Origin of the sequence: Bacillus sp. AFS017336 (genome assembly GCF_002555445.1) — a bacterium.
GTDB lineage: Bacteria > Bacillota > Bacilli > Bacillales > Bacillaceae_G > Gottfriedia.
Window position 1 is genome coordinate 38,891 of sequence record NZ_NUCO01000011.1, and the last position, 16,325, is coordinate 55,215.

18 protein-coding genes are annotated in these 16,325 nt (G+C 33.3%); all 18 read left to right on the forward strand.

Translation table 11 applies throughout. The features are described 5' to 3' along the window. Positions 1 to 22 precede the first annotated feature (22 nt). The 18 genes from CN601_RS05155 (at position 23) to CN601_RS05240 (ending at position 16,212) form a co-directional block, all read left to right on the forward strand. The gene (locus tag CN601_RS05155; protein ID WP_098170340.1) at positions 23 to 796 is read left to right on the forward strand and encodes an SDR family oxidoreductase; all 774 of its coding nucleotides are present in this window, start codon (positions 23 to 25) and stop codon (positions 794 to 796) included. A 36-nt stretch (positions 797 to 832) separates the two neighbouring features. Continuing rightward, complete coding sequence (locus CN601_RS05160) at positions 833 to 1,579, forward strand: 2-phosphosulfolactate phosphatase (RefSeq protein WP_098119780.1); 747 nt, start codon at positions 833 to 835, stop codon at positions 1,577 to 1,579. Positions 1,580 to 1,646: 67 nt separating this feature from the next. Next, a complete protein-coding gene (locus CN601_RS05165) occupies positions 1,647 to 2,882 on the forward strand; it encodes an acyl-CoA dehydrogenase (RefSeq protein ID WP_098170341.1) in 1,236 nt (411 codons plus the stop codon). Between the two features lie 37 nt (positions 2,883 to 2,919). Next, positions 2,920 to 3,672 (forward strand): SDR family NAD(P)-dependent oxidoreductase, encoded by a 753-nt coding sequence (locus CN601_RS05170; protein ID WP_098170342.1) that lies wholly within the window; start codon positions 2,920 to 2,922, stop codon positions 3,670 to 3,672. A gap of 60 nt (positions 3,673 to 3,732) precedes the next feature. Next, positions 3,733 to 5,355, forward strand: coding sequence for a long-chain-fatty-acid--CoA ligase (locus tag CN601_RS05175; protein WP_098170343.1), 1,623 nt, complete (start codon positions 3,733 to 3,735; stop codon positions 5,353 to 5,355). A gap of 337 nt (positions 5,356 to 5,692) precedes the next feature. Further along, complete coding sequence (locus CN601_RS05180) at positions 5,693 to 6,259, forward strand: TetR/AcrR family transcriptional regulator (protein ID WP_098170344.1); 567 nt, start codon at positions 5,693 to 5,695, stop codon at positions 6,257 to 6,259. A 92-nt stretch (positions 6,260 to 6,351) separates the two neighbouring features. Continuing rightward, the gene (locus CN601_RS05185; protein ID WP_373604954.1) at positions 6,352 to 6,753 is read left to right on the forward strand and encodes an acyl-CoA thioesterase; all 402 of its coding nucleotides are present in this window, start codon (positions 6,352 to 6,354) and stop codon (positions 6,751 to 6,753) included. 30 nt (positions 6,754 to 6,783) lie between these two features. Then, on the forward strand, positions 6,784 to 7,851 hold the full coding sequence (locus tag CN601_RS05190) for a phosphotransferase family protein (protein WP_098170345.1): 1,068 nt from the start codon (positions 6,784 to 6,786) through the stop codon (positions 7,849 to 7,851). A gap of 24 nt (positions 7,852 to 7,875) precedes the next feature. Further along, positions 7,876 to 8,655, forward strand: a complete 780-nt coding sequence (locus CN601_RS05195) for an enoyl-CoA hydratase/isomerase family protein (RefSeq protein WP_098170346.1) — start codon at positions 7,876 to 7,878, stop codon at positions 8,653 to 8,655. A gap of 20 nt (positions 8,656 to 8,675) precedes the next feature. Next, entirely contained in the window at positions 8,676 to 9,656 is a 981-nt protein-coding gene (locus CN601_RS05200; protein WP_098119787.1) for a quinone oxidoreductase family protein, read from the forward strand. A 56-nt stretch (positions 9,657 to 9,712) separates the two neighbouring features. Continuing rightward, entirely contained in the window at positions 9,713 to 10,891 is a 1,179-nt protein-coding gene (locus tag CN601_RS05205) for an acyl-CoA dehydrogenase family protein (RefSeq protein WP_098119788.1), read from the forward strand. Positions 10,892 to 10,916: 25 nt separating this feature from the next. Next, the gene (gene fabG / locus CN601_RS05210) at positions 10,917 to 11,675 is read left to right on the forward strand and encodes a 3-oxoacyl-ACP reductase FabG (protein WP_098170347.1); all 759 of its coding nucleotides are present in this window, start codon (positions 10,917 to 10,919) and stop codon (positions 11,673 to 11,675) included. An 18-nt stretch (positions 11,676 to 11,693) separates the two neighbouring features. Further along, positions 11,694 to 12,143: a MaoC family dehydratase N-terminal domain-containing protein gene (locus CN601_RS05215; RefSeq protein WP_098119790.1), complete on the forward strand. Its 450-nt coding sequence runs from the start codon at positions 11,694 to 11,696 to the stop codon at positions 12,141 to 12,143. After that, positions 12,140 to 12,544, forward strand: coding sequence for a MaoC/PaaZ C-terminal domain-containing protein (locus CN601_RS05220; protein ID WP_098119791.1), 405 nt, complete (start codon positions 12,140 to 12,142; stop codon positions 12,542 to 12,544). The genes CN601_RS05215 and CN601_RS05220 overlap by 4 nt, the downstream gene beginning before the upstream one ends. Before the next feature lie 131 nt (positions 12,545 to 12,675). Next, positions 12,676 to 13,584, forward strand: a complete 909-nt coding sequence (locus CN601_RS05225) for a hypothetical protein (protein WP_098170348.1) — start codon at positions 12,676 to 12,678, stop codon at positions 13,582 to 13,584. A 190-nt stretch (positions 13,585 to 13,774) separates the two neighbouring features. Continuing rightward, a complete protein-coding gene (locus CN601_RS05230; RefSeq protein ID WP_098170349.1) occupies positions 13,775 to 14,206 on the forward strand; it encodes a GNAT family N-acetyltransferase in 432 nt (143 codons plus the stop codon). A gap of 44 nt (positions 14,207 to 14,250) precedes the next feature. Then, positions 14,251 to 15,315: an undecaprenyldiphospho-muramoylpentapeptide beta-N-acetylglucosaminyltransferase gene (locus tag CN601_RS05235; RefSeq protein ID WP_098170350.1), complete on the forward strand. Its 1,065-nt coding sequence runs from the start codon at positions 14,251 to 14,253 to the stop codon at positions 15,313 to 15,315. Positions 15,316 to 15,387: 72 nt separating this feature from the next. Further along, positions 15,388 to 16,212 carry a GNAT family N-acetyltransferase gene (locus CN601_RS05240; RefSeq protein WP_098170351.1) on the forward strand — a complete coding sequence of 275 codons (825 nt, stop codon included), beginning with the start codon at positions 15,388 to 15,390 and terminating at the stop codon, positions 16,210 to 16,212. Positions 16,213 to 16,325 lie beyond the last annotated feature (113 nt).

Sequence of the window (16,325 nt, forward strand, 5' to 3'; positions counted from 1 at the left end):
CAAACTTTAGGAGGATTTTGCCATGCATGTAAAGGAATTATTTAATCTAACAGGAAAGGTTGCAATTGTAACTGGTGGGGGACGAGGTCTTGGTGAACAAATTGCAAAAGGATTCGCTGAAGCAGGAGCAAATGTTGTACTTTGTTCTCGGAATGTAGAAGCCTGTCAAGAAATAAGTGAAGAATTGAAAAGTTTAGGTGTCGATTCTTTGGCATTTAAGTGTGATGTGACTAATAAAGAAGATGTACAAAGAGTTGTAGACTTAACAAAAGAGAAATTTGATCGAATTGATATTTTAGTAAATAATAGTGGTGCTTCTTGGGGGGCTCTTGCTGAAGAGATGCCGTTAGAAGCATGGAATAAAGTGATGAATGTTAATGTAACAGGTACGTTTTTAATGACTCAAGCAGTAGGGAAAATCATGTTAGAACAAAGGTCCGGAAAAATTATTAATATTGCTTCAATTGCTGGTTTAGTTGGAACGAATCCAAAAGTGATGAATGCAGTTGGATATAGCGCAAGTAAAGGTGCAGTGATTAGTTTGACGAAAGATTTAGCTGCGAAATGGGGTTCTAGTGGTATTTATGTAAATGCATTAGCGCCTGGTTTTTTCCCTACTAAAATGTCTAAGGATGTTATTTCTCATGGAACGGATGAAATTTTAGATTCGATCCCATTAAAGAAATTTGGAAATGAGGACGAGCTAAAAGGAGCAGCTCTATTTTTAGCAGCACCTGCTTCTAATTATGTTACGGGTACTGTTTTAGTAGTAGATGGTGGAGCATCAAGCGTGTAATATTTCAAATTTTGCAATCAAAAAGGAGTTAAGTAGATGGGCAAACTTCATCTTTTGATGAAAAAAGAAGAAATTGATGATCAAAAATTAAACGATGAAAAGATAGTAATCGTTTTCGATGTATTACTTGCTACTTCAACAATTACAGCGGCCTTAGCCTTCGGTGCTAAAGAAGTTATACCTGTTATGAATGGACAAGATGCACTTCAATTCACAAATGAAAATAAGAAGAAAGAATATGTATTAATTGGCGAATATGAAGGAAATACAATTGAGGGTTTTTTAGCCCCAAATCCATTAAATTTAAAAGAAATTGTTGCGGGTCATTCGATTGTTTTATCAACAACAAATGGAACCGTCGCATTAAAAAAATCTCAAAATGCTAAGAGAGTATATGCTGCATCGATTTTAAATGCTAGTGCAGTTGCAAATCATTTAAGTCAATTCTATAAGGACGAGTCGATTATTTTAGTATGTTCGGGATCGTCAGGACAATTTAATATGGAAGATTTTTATGGAGCAGGTTATTTTATTGATTGTTTATTAGATGAATCATGCAATATTGAATTATCAGATGCAGCTAAATCTGCACATTATTTTTATTTAGGATTAAAAGAGAAATGTAATGTAGTACTTGAAGAATCAAATGTTGGTAAAATGTTAATTCGCTATGGTTTTGAAGAGGAATTAAAATTTGTATGTAATAAAAGTATCTTTCAAGTTGTACCAATTTTTGAAGAAGGTAAGAGCGTAGTAAATGCCACAATTTCTTTAGAAAGCTAGCTAATTAGTATACTAAAAAATAATTTACTTGCTAAATGAAAATTAAATAAGTGAAAGGGATGATTGGATGGATTTTTTATATTCTCCGAAAGTTCAAGAGCTTCAAGCTAAATTAACTAAATTTATGGAAGCTTATGTATATCCTAATGAACGAATTTATGAGGAACAATTGAATGCACAAGAAAATCGTTGGAGTGATGTTCCTCCAATTATGGAAGAATTAAAGCAAAAGGCAAAGCAAGCAAGATTATGGAATTTATTTTTACCTGAAAGTGATTTAGGAGCGGGATTAACCAATTTAGAATACGCTCCATTATGTGAAATTATGGGACGATCATTAATTGGACCTGAAGTATTTAATTGTAGTGCTCCAGATACAGGGAATATGGAAGTGCTAGAAAGATATGGTACGACGGAGCAGAAGGAAAAATGGTTAGTGCCACTTTTAAATGGAGAAATTCGCTCATGCTTTTCAATGACTGAACCAGATGTTGCTTCTTCTGATGCTACAAATATTGAAGCGAGTATTAAAAAAGACGGAGATTATTATATCATTAATGGACGGAAATGGTGGTCATCAGGAGCAGGCGATCCTAGATGTAAAATTGCTATATTTATGGGGAAAACAAACCCAGATGGACCAAAGTATGAACAGCAATCTATGATTCTAGTACCATTAAATACACCTGGCGTAAAAATTGAAAGAGTATTACCAGTTTTCGGCTACGATCATGCTCCACATGGACATGCAGAAATTACATTTACAAATGTAAGGGTACCTGCAACAAATATTATGTGGGGAGAAGGTAAAGGATTTGCCATTGCGCAAGGTAGACTAGGACCGGGGCGAATTCATCATTGTATGAGATTAATAGGTGCTGCTGAACGTGCTCTTGAAGAAATGTGTAAGCGTGTTCAAAGTCGAGAAGCATTTGGGAAACCGATTGCAAATCAAGGCGTTATTCAAGAATGGATTGCGAATTCTAGAATTGAAATTGAACAAGCTAGACTACTAACTTTAAAGGCAGCTTATATGATGGACACGGTTGGAAATAAAGAGGCAAAAGCTGAAATTGCAATGATAAAAGTAGTAGCACCGTCTATGGCTTTACGAGTAATTGATCGAGCTATTCAAGCTTTTGGTGCTGCGGGTGTTTCTAATGATTATTCATTAGCAGCACAATGGGCAAATGCCAGAACGTTAAGGTTAGCTGATGGTCCAGATGAAGTACATCGAGCACAATTAGCAAGATTAGAATTAAAAAAACATATAACGGAAGAATTCTCTACAATAAAAAACTAATGATATGAAATCATTTATAGATTGAGAGAGGATAAAAATGAGATTAAAAGAAAAAATCGCAATTATTACAGGCGGTGGTAGTGGTATTGGGCGAGCGACAGCGATTCGCTTTGCGAAAGAAGGCGCAAAAATTGTCATTGCTGATCTAAACGATAAAACGGGTGAAGAGGCACTAGGTTTAATAAAAGAACTAGGGGCAGAAGCAATTTTCGTTAAAACTAATGTTGCCGACAGTAAAAGTATTCAAAATTTAATAAACAAAACTGTTAATCATTTTGGCGGAATCGATATTTTATTTAATAATGCCGGTATTGGTAACTCAGAATTAAGAAGCGTTGATTTAGATGAAGCTGAATGGAATTCTGTTATCGATACAAATTTAAAAAGTGTATTTTTAGGGATTAAATATGCAATACCAGAGCTAATTAAATCAGGCAATGGAGTAATTATTAATACAGCTAGTTTACTAGGTTTAAAAGGCAAAAAGTTTGTTAGTGCTTATAATGCGTCAAAGGGTGGAGTAATCCTATTAACGCAAAATGCAGCACTTGAGTACGGTAAATATAATATTCGAGTAAATGCTATTGCTCCTGGCATAATTGATACAAATATTATTGAACGATGGAAAAATGATGAACGAAAATGGCCGATTATGTCTCGTGCAAATGCTCTAGGTAGAATAGGCAGTCCTGATGAAGTCGCATCAGTAGCTTTATTTTTAGCATCTGAAGAAGCATCATTTGTCACTGGAACAACTTTATCAGTAGATGGTGGAGGATTAATATTTTAATCAATTAAATTTAAAGAATAGTTTAACACAATATATATGATAAGAAATGGAGAGTTAATTATGTCAACAAATAAAGTTTGGTTATCTCACTATCCAGAATATATTGCAAAAGAACTATTAATCCCAGCAAAATCAATTCCAGAAATGTTCAACGAAGCTGTAGAAAGTTTCCCAAATCATAATTGTTTATCATTTTTTGGTAAAAAAAAGACATATAAAGAAGTTCACTCCGCGGTAACATGCTTAGCTTCTGCTTTACAGCTAAATGGAATTCAAAAAGGTGATCGAGTAGCAATTATGCTTCCAAACTGTCCACAATATGTTATTTCATTTTATGGAATACTTACAGTAGGAGGTATTGTAACGCAAGTAAATCCAATGTCTGTTGAAAGAGAGCTAAAAGATTTACTAAATGACTCTGGAGCAGAAACGATTATTGTTTTAAATAGCTTGTATCCTACAGTTAAATCAATAATGGATGAAACGAAGTTACAAAACATTATTGTGGTGAGTTTTACAGAATCACAAGAAAACTACGATTCTGGTATATCATTTGAAAAATTTTTACAAAGTGGTAGTCCAGATGTGAAGAAAGTAAATATTAACTGTGAAGAGGATGTTGCAATTCTACAATATACAGGTGGAACTACTGGGCGATCTAAAGGGGTAATGTTAACGCACAGAAATTTGTATGCAAATATTTTGCAGCAAAAAGAATTTTTTAAAGGTGCATTTGATCAAGGACGTGAGCGCGTCTTATCAATCATCCCATTTTTTCATGTTTATGGTATGACAGTATGTATAAATTTAAGCGTTTTCATGGGGAATGAAATGATTATTCTTCCTCGCTTTGAAGTACAAGAGGTATTAAACACAATAAAAAGTGAACAACCTACATTATTTCCTGGAGTTCCAACAATGTATGTTGCATTAATAAACCATCCAGATTCAGAAAAGTACGGGATCGATACAATGAAAATTTGTAATAGTGGTAGTGCACCAATGCCAGTAGAGTTAATGAAACAGTTTGAAAATAAAACAGGTGCGATGATTTTAGAAGGATACGGTCTATCTGAAGCGTCCCCAACAACACATTGTAATCCAGCGTTTGCAGTAAGAAAGCCAGGAACAGTTGGGATTCCATACCCATCGACTGATTCAAAAATCGTTGACCTAGCAAACGGTGTAGATGAAGTACCAGTTGGTGAAATTGGCGAATTAATTATCAAAGGCCCTCAAGTGATGAAAGGATATTGGAATTTACCAGAGGAAACAGCTAATACAATCAAAGATGGTTGGTTATATACAGGCGATATCGCAAGCGTCGATGAAGATGGATATGTCACGATTTTAGATCGAAAAAAAGATATGATCATAGCAAGTGGCTTTAATATATATCCTCGTGAAATAGAAGAAGTAATATACGAGCACCCCTTCGTGAAAGAGGCAGTTGTAATAGGTGTACCAGACAATTATAGAGGGGAAACTGTTAAAGCTGTAATTGTATTAAAAGACGGTATGAATGTTAGTTCAGTAGAAATGATCGAATACTGCAAAAGTAATTTAGCGGCTTATAAAGTTCCTCGAATGATTGAATTTAGAAATGAACTACCTAAAACAAATGTTGGAAAAATATTAAGAAGAGCGATTAGAGAAACCGAAAATCCGATTCACCAGCGGTAAGTAAGATCCCTGTTCAGAAATAATTAATATTTTTCTTTTTTTTAAGTTGACCCAAGCAAGGATACTCGACTTCAGGAGGCATAGAAGCTTAAAGGCCTCACAGGTGATCCAAAAAGATTCAAGTCCCGCCCCAAGAAAATCGAGTATCCTGTAATAGAAATTGGCAAACACATAGATTTATTAATTACTTTATTTAAAATCAATCATTTTTCTAAAGGAAGGTCTATATATTTTGTAAGATGAGATGTCCTTTTACTTAATTAATTAGATTATTATAAAATCTTCCTTTTAGCTATGATATAATTCTATTGAATTTTTAAGATTGCGAGGACATCTAATGAAACAAAAAATAAAGGAATATTCAATCCAGCTATTTGACCAAAAAGGATTTAAAAGTACATCTATTCAAGATATCGTCGAATCGATTGGCGTTACGAAAGGAACATTTTACTACTATTATACGAGTAAAGAACAGCTTCTAATGGATATTCATCTTCATTTTATTGATGAAGTGCTAAATGAGCAGGAAGAAGTTATTAATGATTCTGAAAAAAGCTTTTCTGATAAGCTTTTTGAAGTAATCTACTTAAGTTTATTAGATATTAAAAAACAAGGTGCCAGTGCAAAAGTGTTTTATAGAGAAATGAGACATTTAAGCCCTGAAAGTTTAACTGAAATTAAAGCCAAAAGGGATTTATATCGATTTAATATTGAAAAGCTTCTATATGATGGAATTAAAAATGGAGACTTAAGATCCGATTTCGACGTACCGATTGTCTCATTTGCTATATTAGGTGTGATGAACTGGAGCTATGAATGGTATAACCCAGAAGGTACAAAAAAAGCATTAGAAATAGCGAAGACATTTCAAGAAATGATTTTAAAAGGGATTAATTTAAAGTAAGGAGAATTAGTTTAACTCTCCTTACTAATTACATACCGACTAGTTAGTATATGTGAGCTGCAAAAATTTGAATCATAAAGGTAGGTAGTTCTATGATGAAATTCACAGTTACTCCAAGATTTTGTGAAACCGATGCATTAGGTCATATAAACAATACTAGTTACTTCATTTATTTAGAGGAAGCTCGAATAAAATTCTTCGAGTCACTTGGTTATTCTATGAATCTAGAAGACTGGAAGTTTATTTTGGCATCAACTAAGTGTGATTTTATTAATCAAGGTCGTTTTAACCAAAAATTGATTGTATCAAGTTATATTTCAAAGATTGGAAACAAAAGCTTTCATCTTGAACATGAAATATGCTGTGAAGAGACAAACAAAAAGATTGCTACTGGTAATGCAATAATTGTATTTTTTAATTTTAAAGAGCAAAAAAGTGAAGAAATTCCTGAATTATTTAGAGAACAGTTAGAGAGACATTTAGTTGTAAAATAAACTGAATTTTCATAATAAAGGAGGGGCAAAATGGCTGAAAAAATAGAATTAGAAACGAAACGAGTTCGCAAAGGTGAAGAGCTAGACCATCTCGTACTACATAAATTTTTAAAAGAAAATATAGTAGACCTCCCTGATGGAGAATTAATGATTCGCCAGTTCTTTGCAGGTCATTCAAATTTAACCTATTTACTAAAAATTGGGGAGTGGGAAGTTGTGTTAAGAAGACCACCACTTGGCCCAGTTGCTCCTAAAGCACATGATATGAAAAGAGAATTTCGTATTTTATCAGAAATACATCCTCATTTTTCAGCTGCACCAAAACCGATTTTATATTCACAAAACGAAGAAATCGTTGGTAGTCCATTTTTCATTATGGAAAGAAAAAATGGCGAAGTATTTGACTCATCATTCCCTCCACATTTAAACGTAACGGTTGAAGATCGAAGAAATATATCGAATGTAATGGTAAATAAGTTAGTTGAATTACATTCTATTGACTATTCAAAAACAGCACTCCTTGAAATAAGTAAACCTGAGAATTTTATGGAAAGACAAGTTAATGGTTGGATTGGACGATATAACAGAGCTAAGACTAGTGAAATTGCAGAAGTTGATTGCTTAATGAGTTGGTTAATAAATAATGTACCAAAAAAACATGACTCATCCATTATTCATTATGATTTTAAATTAAATAATTCAATGTTTAGCAGTGATTTAAAAGAGATGATTGGACTATTTGATTGGGAAATGACAACGATTGGTGATCCTTTAGCTGATTTAGGAGTTGCTTTAAGCTATTGGATTCAAAATGAAGATCCCGATTTATTAAAAAATGGATTAGGTAAGCCTCCAGTTACGATTCAAGAAGGATTTTTTACAAGACAACAATTTATTGAAGCATATGCAAAAAGAAGTGGAAGAGATTTATCAAATATAAACTATTATATGGCTTTTGCTTATTTTAAATTGGCTGTAATTGTTCAACAAATATTTTATCGATTCAAGGCTGGACAAACAAGTGACGAACGTTTTTCAAAATTTGATCAATTTACAGAAAATTTGATTAGGATTGGCCATAATTTAGCAGTTAAATAGATTCGCATAAAAGGAGTGGATTATATGAGTAATCAACACTTATTAGTGGAAGTTAAGGACCGAATTTTAACATTAACGTTAAATAGACCTGAAAGTCTTAATTCATTTAGTCATGAAATGTTAAATGGAATCGTTGAAGCACTTAATCAAGCTAGAAATAATCCGGAAATAAAAGTAATTGTATTATCTGGTGCAGGTCGTTCGTTTTCAGCAGGTGGAGACGTTAAGACGATGGGACAGGTTTCTCCAAATGATGTATACGAACATATTGGGGTATTAAATACAGTGATCAAATCGATTCGAGAACTAGAAAAGCCCGTCATTGCTTCTGTTCATGGTTTTGCTGCAGGGGCTGGCTTCAACTTAGCTTTAGCATGTGATTTATTGATAGCGGCTAATGACAGTAAGTTTGCATTAAGTTTTTCTCAAGTTGGTCTAATTTCAGACGGTGGAGGGTCGTATTTTTTACCGAGGTTAATCGGTCCGTATTTAGCAAAACAGTTTTTCTTTACTGCAGAGCCTGTATCAGCTGAACGAATGTATCAATTAGGGGTCGCGAATTCACTTGTACCCGTTGAAAATTTAGCAGAAGAAACAATGAAGTTTGCAAACAAAATTGCAGCAGGACCTGGCAAAGCAACTGGAATGATGAAAAAACTAATTGATCAGTCCTTTACGTCAACATTAGACGAAATGCTTGAACTAGAAAGAATTACACAGCCGTTAATGGTTGCAACTGAAGACCATCAAGAAGGCGTTACAGCTTTTAAAGAAAAAAGAAAAGCTATATTTACTGGAAAATAAAAATTGAAAGGAAGAATAGAATGAAATCAATTCAATTCAAACAATTTGGCGGACCAGAAGTACTAGAAAAGGTTGAATTAGAAAGACCTGTTCCAAAAGGGAAAGAAGTATTAATTGAAGTACATGCTGCTGGTGTTAACTATGCAGATACTGCACGACGAGAAAATCAATATGTTGTTAAGACCACTTTGCCTTATGTCCCTGGTGCTGAAGTAGCTGGAATAGTCGTTGAAATTGGAGAAGAAGTTACTTCGGTTAAAGTTGGAGATCGTGTAGTTTCAATGCTGGAATGTGGTGGTTACTCAGATTTTGCCATTACTGATGAGCGATCTATTATTCATTTACCAAAAAATATGGACTTTAAAATAGCTGCAGCATTACCCGTTCAAGGGCTAAGTGCTTACCATATTTTAAAAACAATGGGTATGTTAGAGCCTGGTGAAACGGTGTTAGTTCATGCTGCTGCAGGTGGGCTAGGTACTTTAGCTGTGCAACTAGCAAAACTTTTTGGAGCCGGAAAAGTGATTGCTACAGCAAGTACTACGGAAAAATTAAATTTAGCTAAAGAAATGGGTGCAGATGTACTCATTAATTATACAGAAGAAGGCTGGCATAAAAAAGTTATTGAAGCAACGAATGGTAAAGGGGTAGATGTTGCTCTGGAAATGGCTGGAGGAGATGTTTTTTATAAAACATTAGATTGTTTAGCATATTTTGGTAGATTAGTCATTTATGGTGTAGCAAGTGGTCAACAAAGTAAATTTTACCCTTCTTCCTTAATGGCCAAAAATCAATCTGTCATCGGATTTTTCTTACCACCGCTATTAAGAAGAAAAGCTTTAATTCAACAAAGCCTTGAAGAATTGTTCACATATCTAGCTGAAGGAAAATTGAAAATCACGATTGGAGAAGTTTTTCCATTAAGTGAAGCAGCGAATGTTCATACGATCCTACAATCAAGAAAGACAGTAGGTAAAGTGATTTTAGAGCCGAAAAACTAATCAACTTTAAAAGTGAAAATATTGATGATCGGGAAACTAAAAACGGGGGAGATTATATGCATTTACGCCTGACTGATGAACAAAAAATGATTCAAAAAACAATTCGAAAATTTGTTGAAAAAGAATTAATTCCGTTAGAGAATGATGTACTTCGAAATGAGCGTGAAGGTAGACCGAGTTTAGATCCTGCAGTTTTAGAAGAACTCCAATTAAAAGCTAAAAAAGCTGGGTTCTGGGGAATAAATACGCCTGCCGAATACGGTGGTGCTGATTTAGGACAGATGATGCTTGCGATTATTTACATGGAAATTTCAAAAACATTTGTTCCTTTTAAATTTGGAGGTTTTGCGGATAATATATTATTTTATTGTAATGAAGAACAAAAAAAGAAATATTTAATTCCAACAATTAATGGCGAAAAGAAATCATGTTTTGCCATGACAGAGCCTAATGCTGGTTCTGATACTCAAAATATTAAAATGACTGCTGTGAAGGATGGAAATGAATGGTTATTAAATGGTGAAAAAACATTTATTACAGGCGGAAATGAAGCGGATTTCGTAATGGCCATTGCAATTACCGATAAAGAAAAACATCAAAAAACAGGTGGTCGTGATGGGGTAACTTGTTTTATTGTCGATCGTGAAATGGGATGGAAATCTGAATATATTCATACAATGGGCGAATGGGGACCTGCTGGTTTAGTTTTTGATAATGTACGAGTACCTGAAGAAAATATTTTAGGTGAATTACATGGAGGATATAATTTAGGACTTGAATGGATTGGATTTGCAAGATGGATCGTTGGGGCAAATGCGGTTGGAGCAGCTGAGCGATTATTACAAATGGCAATTGACTATTCAAAAGAAAGAGAGACATTCGGAAAACCAATTGCCGAGCGACAGGCGATACAATGGCAAATTGCAGATTCAGCTGTCGAAATTGAAGCAGCAAAATGGCTCGTTTTAAATGCAGCATATACGCTTGATCAAGGAGAAGATAATAGACATTTAGCGTCGATGGCTAAACTATATGGTTCAAATATGGGCAATCGTGTCGTTGACCGTGTACTTCAAATTCACGGAGGTATTGGTTATACAAAAGAACTTCCAATCGAAAGATGGTACCGTGAAGCTAGACTTTGGAGAATTTATGATGGCACTGATGAAATTCAACGACTAATCATTTCACGTAATTTATTAAAAGGTCATGTGAAATTAGGCCAATTCGTATAAATTAGACAAAAAGGGGCGAGGAAAAATGGCTGGAAGATTTGAAGGAAGAGTAGCCTTTATTACAGGTGGTAGTCGTGGTATTGGAAAAGGAATCGTAGAATTATTTGCAACAGAAGGAGCAAAAGTAGCTATTATTGATGTAAATGAAGAAGCACTCAAGCAAACGGCTACAGAATTTAAGCAATATGAACTCTACACAAAAGTTGCCAACGTAACAAATGCGAATGAAGTTGAAACGGCGATGAAAGAGGTTAATGAGACTTTCGGTTCAATAGATATTGTCGTCAATAATGCTGGCGTTATTCGTGATAATTTACTATTTAAAATGACTGATTCAGACTGGGATACAGTCATGGATGTTCATTTAAAAGGTTCATTTAATGTCGTACGTGCTGCTCAAGTATTTATGGTAAAACAAAAATATGGAAGAATTATTAATATTTCTTCTACATCTGCACTTGGAAATCGTGGACAATCAAATTATGCAACTGCTAAAGCAGGGTTACAAGGATTAACGAAAACGCTAGCAATCGAGCTAGGTAAATATGGTATTACATCAAATGCTGTAGCACCAGGTTTTATCGAAACTGAAATGACAAAAGAAACAGCACAGCGGATCGGGATTACATTTGAGCAATTAGTTGAAGCAAGCTTAAGCCAGATACCTGCTGGAAGAACTGGCAAACCTGAAGATATCGCAAATGCTGTTGCATTTTTTGCTGATGAAAAATCATCTTATGTTAACGGTCAAGTTTTATATGTTGCTGGTGGTCCTAAATCTTAAAAAAATGAGGTGAATGATATGTTTCAAGCTTTTATTGGAAAAAGGTCTAAACATGTAAAAAATATTGTTGAGCGTGGTGCAGTAAAAAAATTCGCTGAAGCAATTGGAGATTTGCATCCAATCTATCTTGATGAAGACTATGGAATGAAATCGAGATTTGGACAAAATATTGCTCCACCTACATTTCCAAGAGTGTTTGATTATGGGAAAATAGAAAATTTTAACTTACCAAATGTCGGTTTGATTCATGGAGAACAGACGTTTGAATACAAAAGACCACTTTTAGTAGGTGAAACAATTAACTGTTATACAGAAATAAAGGATTATTATGAAAAACGTGGTGGTCAAGGATATATGGGTTTCTTAGTTCTTTCTGATCATGGTGAAGACCAATCTGGAAATAGTATATTTTCTGCTAAATCAGTTGTCATTATTACTGAAGAAGTTAGGAGAGTGTTGACTGTATGAGTGTTCTTTTAGACTTACAAACAGGTGATTCTCTAAAACCAGTTGTACTTGACCCAGTTTCACGAATTGATCTGATTAAATATGCTGGTGCTTCAGGAGATTTTAATCCGATTCATACAATAGATGATGAAGCGAAAAAAGCTGGCTTACCAGGCATAATCGCACATGGTATGTGGACTATGGGGAATTTAGCGAAACTTTTTTCGGATTATTATGAAGTTGGATTTATTGAAAATTACTCGATTCGATTTAAAAATATGGTATTTCTAAATGATGTGATTACATTAAGTTCAATTCTAGAAAAAACAGAAGAAAACAGCTTGTATTTTAAAGTAAATGCAAAAAATCAGAATGATGTAACAGTACTTACTGGTAAAATTTTATTTAAAATACATGAATGATAATAGTTGTAAAAGGGACTTCTAAGAGGAGTCCCTTTTATTTTTTGTTAAATTTACATTAAGGAGCAAATAGAAGCTTATGTTTTTAGATGATTTACACATAATAGTAAAAAACGAAATAGGTGAGGAAAATGGATCTTTCATTTGATAAATTATTAGAGCAATTTGATTTGAAAAAAAATGAACATCAAAAAAATATGCATAAAGTTAATAAAAGAATAGATGAAATTGAGTCTCATATGGAGAAGATCAAAAAGCAATTACATAATTTTGATCATCAAATTGTTAATATAGAAAAAGAACTTAAAACTACTTTATCGATGATTAATGAAAATGAATCAAATTCAAATCATCATGAAAATCACGAACGTCAAGAACACCAGGCACATCACGAGAATCAAGGCCATCATGAAAATCACGAAGGTCATGAACACCAAGTACACCAAGAACACCAAGAACATCCCGAGCAAAGTGAACAAAAAGAAAATAGAGAACATCATGACCATAATTACGCTCATAATTGGGCTCAAAATCTTTTAAATAATGTAGAAGAATTTTCAGCAAGTATTTTTGAAAGCAATCACAAAGAGCATGATCATAATGAACATGATCATAAAGGGCATAATCAAAATGAACATGATCATAAAGAACATAGAGATCATAAAGAAGAAAATGAACACGAAGAGGCAAATACGAAAAACTCTAGAGTTGCTGCGAATAGGAAAAAGTATAATAATCAAAACAATGATAAAATGGATCAGCTTACTGCTAGTGTAATCGATGAAAGTCAATCGCTATATTCCTCAGCAGATATAACGAGTTTAAATCAAAAAAATTATACAGAATTAGCGTCTTCAGATACACATAAACATGTAGCGGAACATCAACAATACGAACATGAAAACAACACTACGCAAAAAACATCTGAACAATTATTAGAAACAAATTTTTCAGATTTATCAATTGATGACTGGGAAGACAAGACGACAAATTTATCAATGTCAGAATGGTTTGAAGTCGACCCAAATAATGAGAGATAAATATCCTATATCAAAATGTAAATGCATTACTTCTGTAAAAAGAGGTAATGCATTTTTTATATGGTTTATACAATTTATTGATCGTGAAATTAGAAACACGATACTTTATCAAAATAAGCATTTTTTAACTAAAAAGAAACATAAAGATAGTTAGGAGATCTATCGAACGACGAATAAAAGAGGTGCAGAAATGATCATAAGAGAAGTGAAAGAAACAGATGTACAAGATCTATCTAGTCTTATGAACCAATTTGGTTATCCGACTACAGAACAGGAAATGAGAGTCCGATATGAGAAAATAAAGAATAATCCGCATTATTTTACTATTGTAGCTGAAGTAGATGATACAATAGTAGGGATTGTTGGATTATTTAGAGGGCATTTTTACGAAAGAAATGAAGTAAGTGTACGAATTGTTGCATTTGTTGTTGACGAGCGGTACAGGAAAATTGGAATCGGAAAACAATTAATCGCAAAAGCTGAAAAATGGGCTAAAGACGTTGGTGCTTTAGGAATTGGATTAACTAGCGGTAAAAGAGATGAAAGGGAAGTAGCTCATCGTTTTTATAAAAGGTTAGGATATGTAGATAGCAGTATTGGGTATGTAAAAAAATTTGACTAAGTTATTAGTAAATAAACGGACTTATTTACTAGATTGGAGTTATTATGTCTAAAGAAACGATTGTATTTACTGGTGGTGGCTCAGCTGGGCATGTAACACCTAATATTGCGATTATTAATGAATTGAGTAAAGATGAATGGGATATACGCTACATCGGATCTAAAAAAGGAATTGAAAAAGAGTTAATTAATAAAATTGATGTACCATATTATGGCATTTCAAGTGGTAAACTAAGAAGATATATTGATTTTGAAAATGTTGTTGATCTATTTCGTGTACTAAAAGGTTGCCTTGATGCTAGAAAAGTTTTAAAAAAACTGAAACCAAGTCTAGTTTTTTCAAAAGGTGGTTTTGTTTCTGTCCCCGTCATAATAGCAGCTAGTACATTGAAAATTCCAATTTATATACATGAAAGTGATATGACTCCAGGGCTTGCTAATAAAATATCACAACGATTTGCCACAAAGATTTTTACTTCATTTGAAGAAGCTAAAAATTATTTTCCAAAAAGCAAGACGACATCAATTGGTTCACCAATCCGAAAAGAACTTTTAAATGGTTCGCGAAAAAAAGGGATCGACTATCTCAATTTTAAAAGTTATCTACCCATTATAACGGTAATGGGTGGGAGCTTAGGTGCAAAAAAAATAAATGAAACTGTTAGAGATTCATTAAAGGAATTAACGAAAAATTATCAGATTGTTCATTTATGTGGTAAAGGTAATGTGGACGAAAGTTTACAAAATATTGAACGATATAAGCAGTTTGAATACGTTCATGATGAACTTGCAGACCTATTAGCAGCATCTCAAATGATTATTACTAGAGGTGGCTCAAATGCAATATTTGAATTTTTAGCATTACATAAACCTATGTTAATCATCCCCCTTACGAAAAATCAAAGTAGGGGTGATCAAATATTAAACGCTAAATCCTTTAAAGAAAAAGGCTATGCATTAATGTTAGAGGAAGAAGATTTAACAATAAAAACACTTCAACAATCAATTGAAGAACTTCAAAACAAAAGGGATGTCTTTATTAATAATCTGAAAACATCGAATCAAAGTAATGCTCTAGAAGTACTTCTTGAAGAAATAAAGAAAATTTAAAGGGCATTACTGGGAATCGAAAAAATTGTTGAATAATTGCTTTTGAAATAATTTAAGAAAAGGTGAAAAAAATTGATTACTGAAAAACAATTAATCGAAATTAAACATTTACAAGATGAATGCGAAAAATTTGAAGAAATAAATTTAAAGTTAAATTGGGAGATGCTAAGAAATCGGAAGAACGATTTAAAGGAAGATTTCTTTTATTATGATAAAGATCAACTAGTAGGGTTTGTAGCAACTTACTATTTTGGTGAAAAAGTTGAAATCTGTGGTATGGTTCACCCAAACTTTCGCCGAAAAGGAATATTTTCCAACTTAATAAATGAAGCTTTAAACAATTTAGCACCAGTTAGTACAATATTATTAAACGCTCCAGAAGTATCAAAAACAGCAAAAGAATTTATTAAAAAACAAGAAGATTGTACATATTCATTTTCTGAATATCAGATGGCTTGGAAAGAACAAGAACTAATAGAGTGTACACCGATTGTTAATTTCACTAAAGCAGTACAACAGGATTTTGCATTTATATCAAATTTAGATGTTGTATGTTTTGGATTTGAAAAAAATGATGCAGAAAAATATAATCAACGCATTTTAAATGAGCCTGATCGTGCACTATATATAATAGAAGTAAATAATGAAAAAATCGGTAAATTGAGCCTTTTACGTGAAAATAATGAAAGTTGGATTTATGGTTTTGCAATTCTTCCAGAATATCAAGGTAAAGGTTATGGTAAAAATGCATTACTTCAAATCATCGAAAAAGAAAATAAAATTGGAAACGAAATCCATCTAGAAGTAGCGCTTGAAAATAGTAATGCGAAGAAATTATATACAGGTTGTGGATTTAGACAATATAATACACAGGATTATTATGTGATTAAACGATAATAGCATTGCAAAAATGAATAACAGGTCCGGTGCTTTACCAAAAGGAGAGACTATTAAGGGCATGTGTATGGAGAAAAGACCATCCATTCCCTTCTTTTCCTTGAACCTGCTTA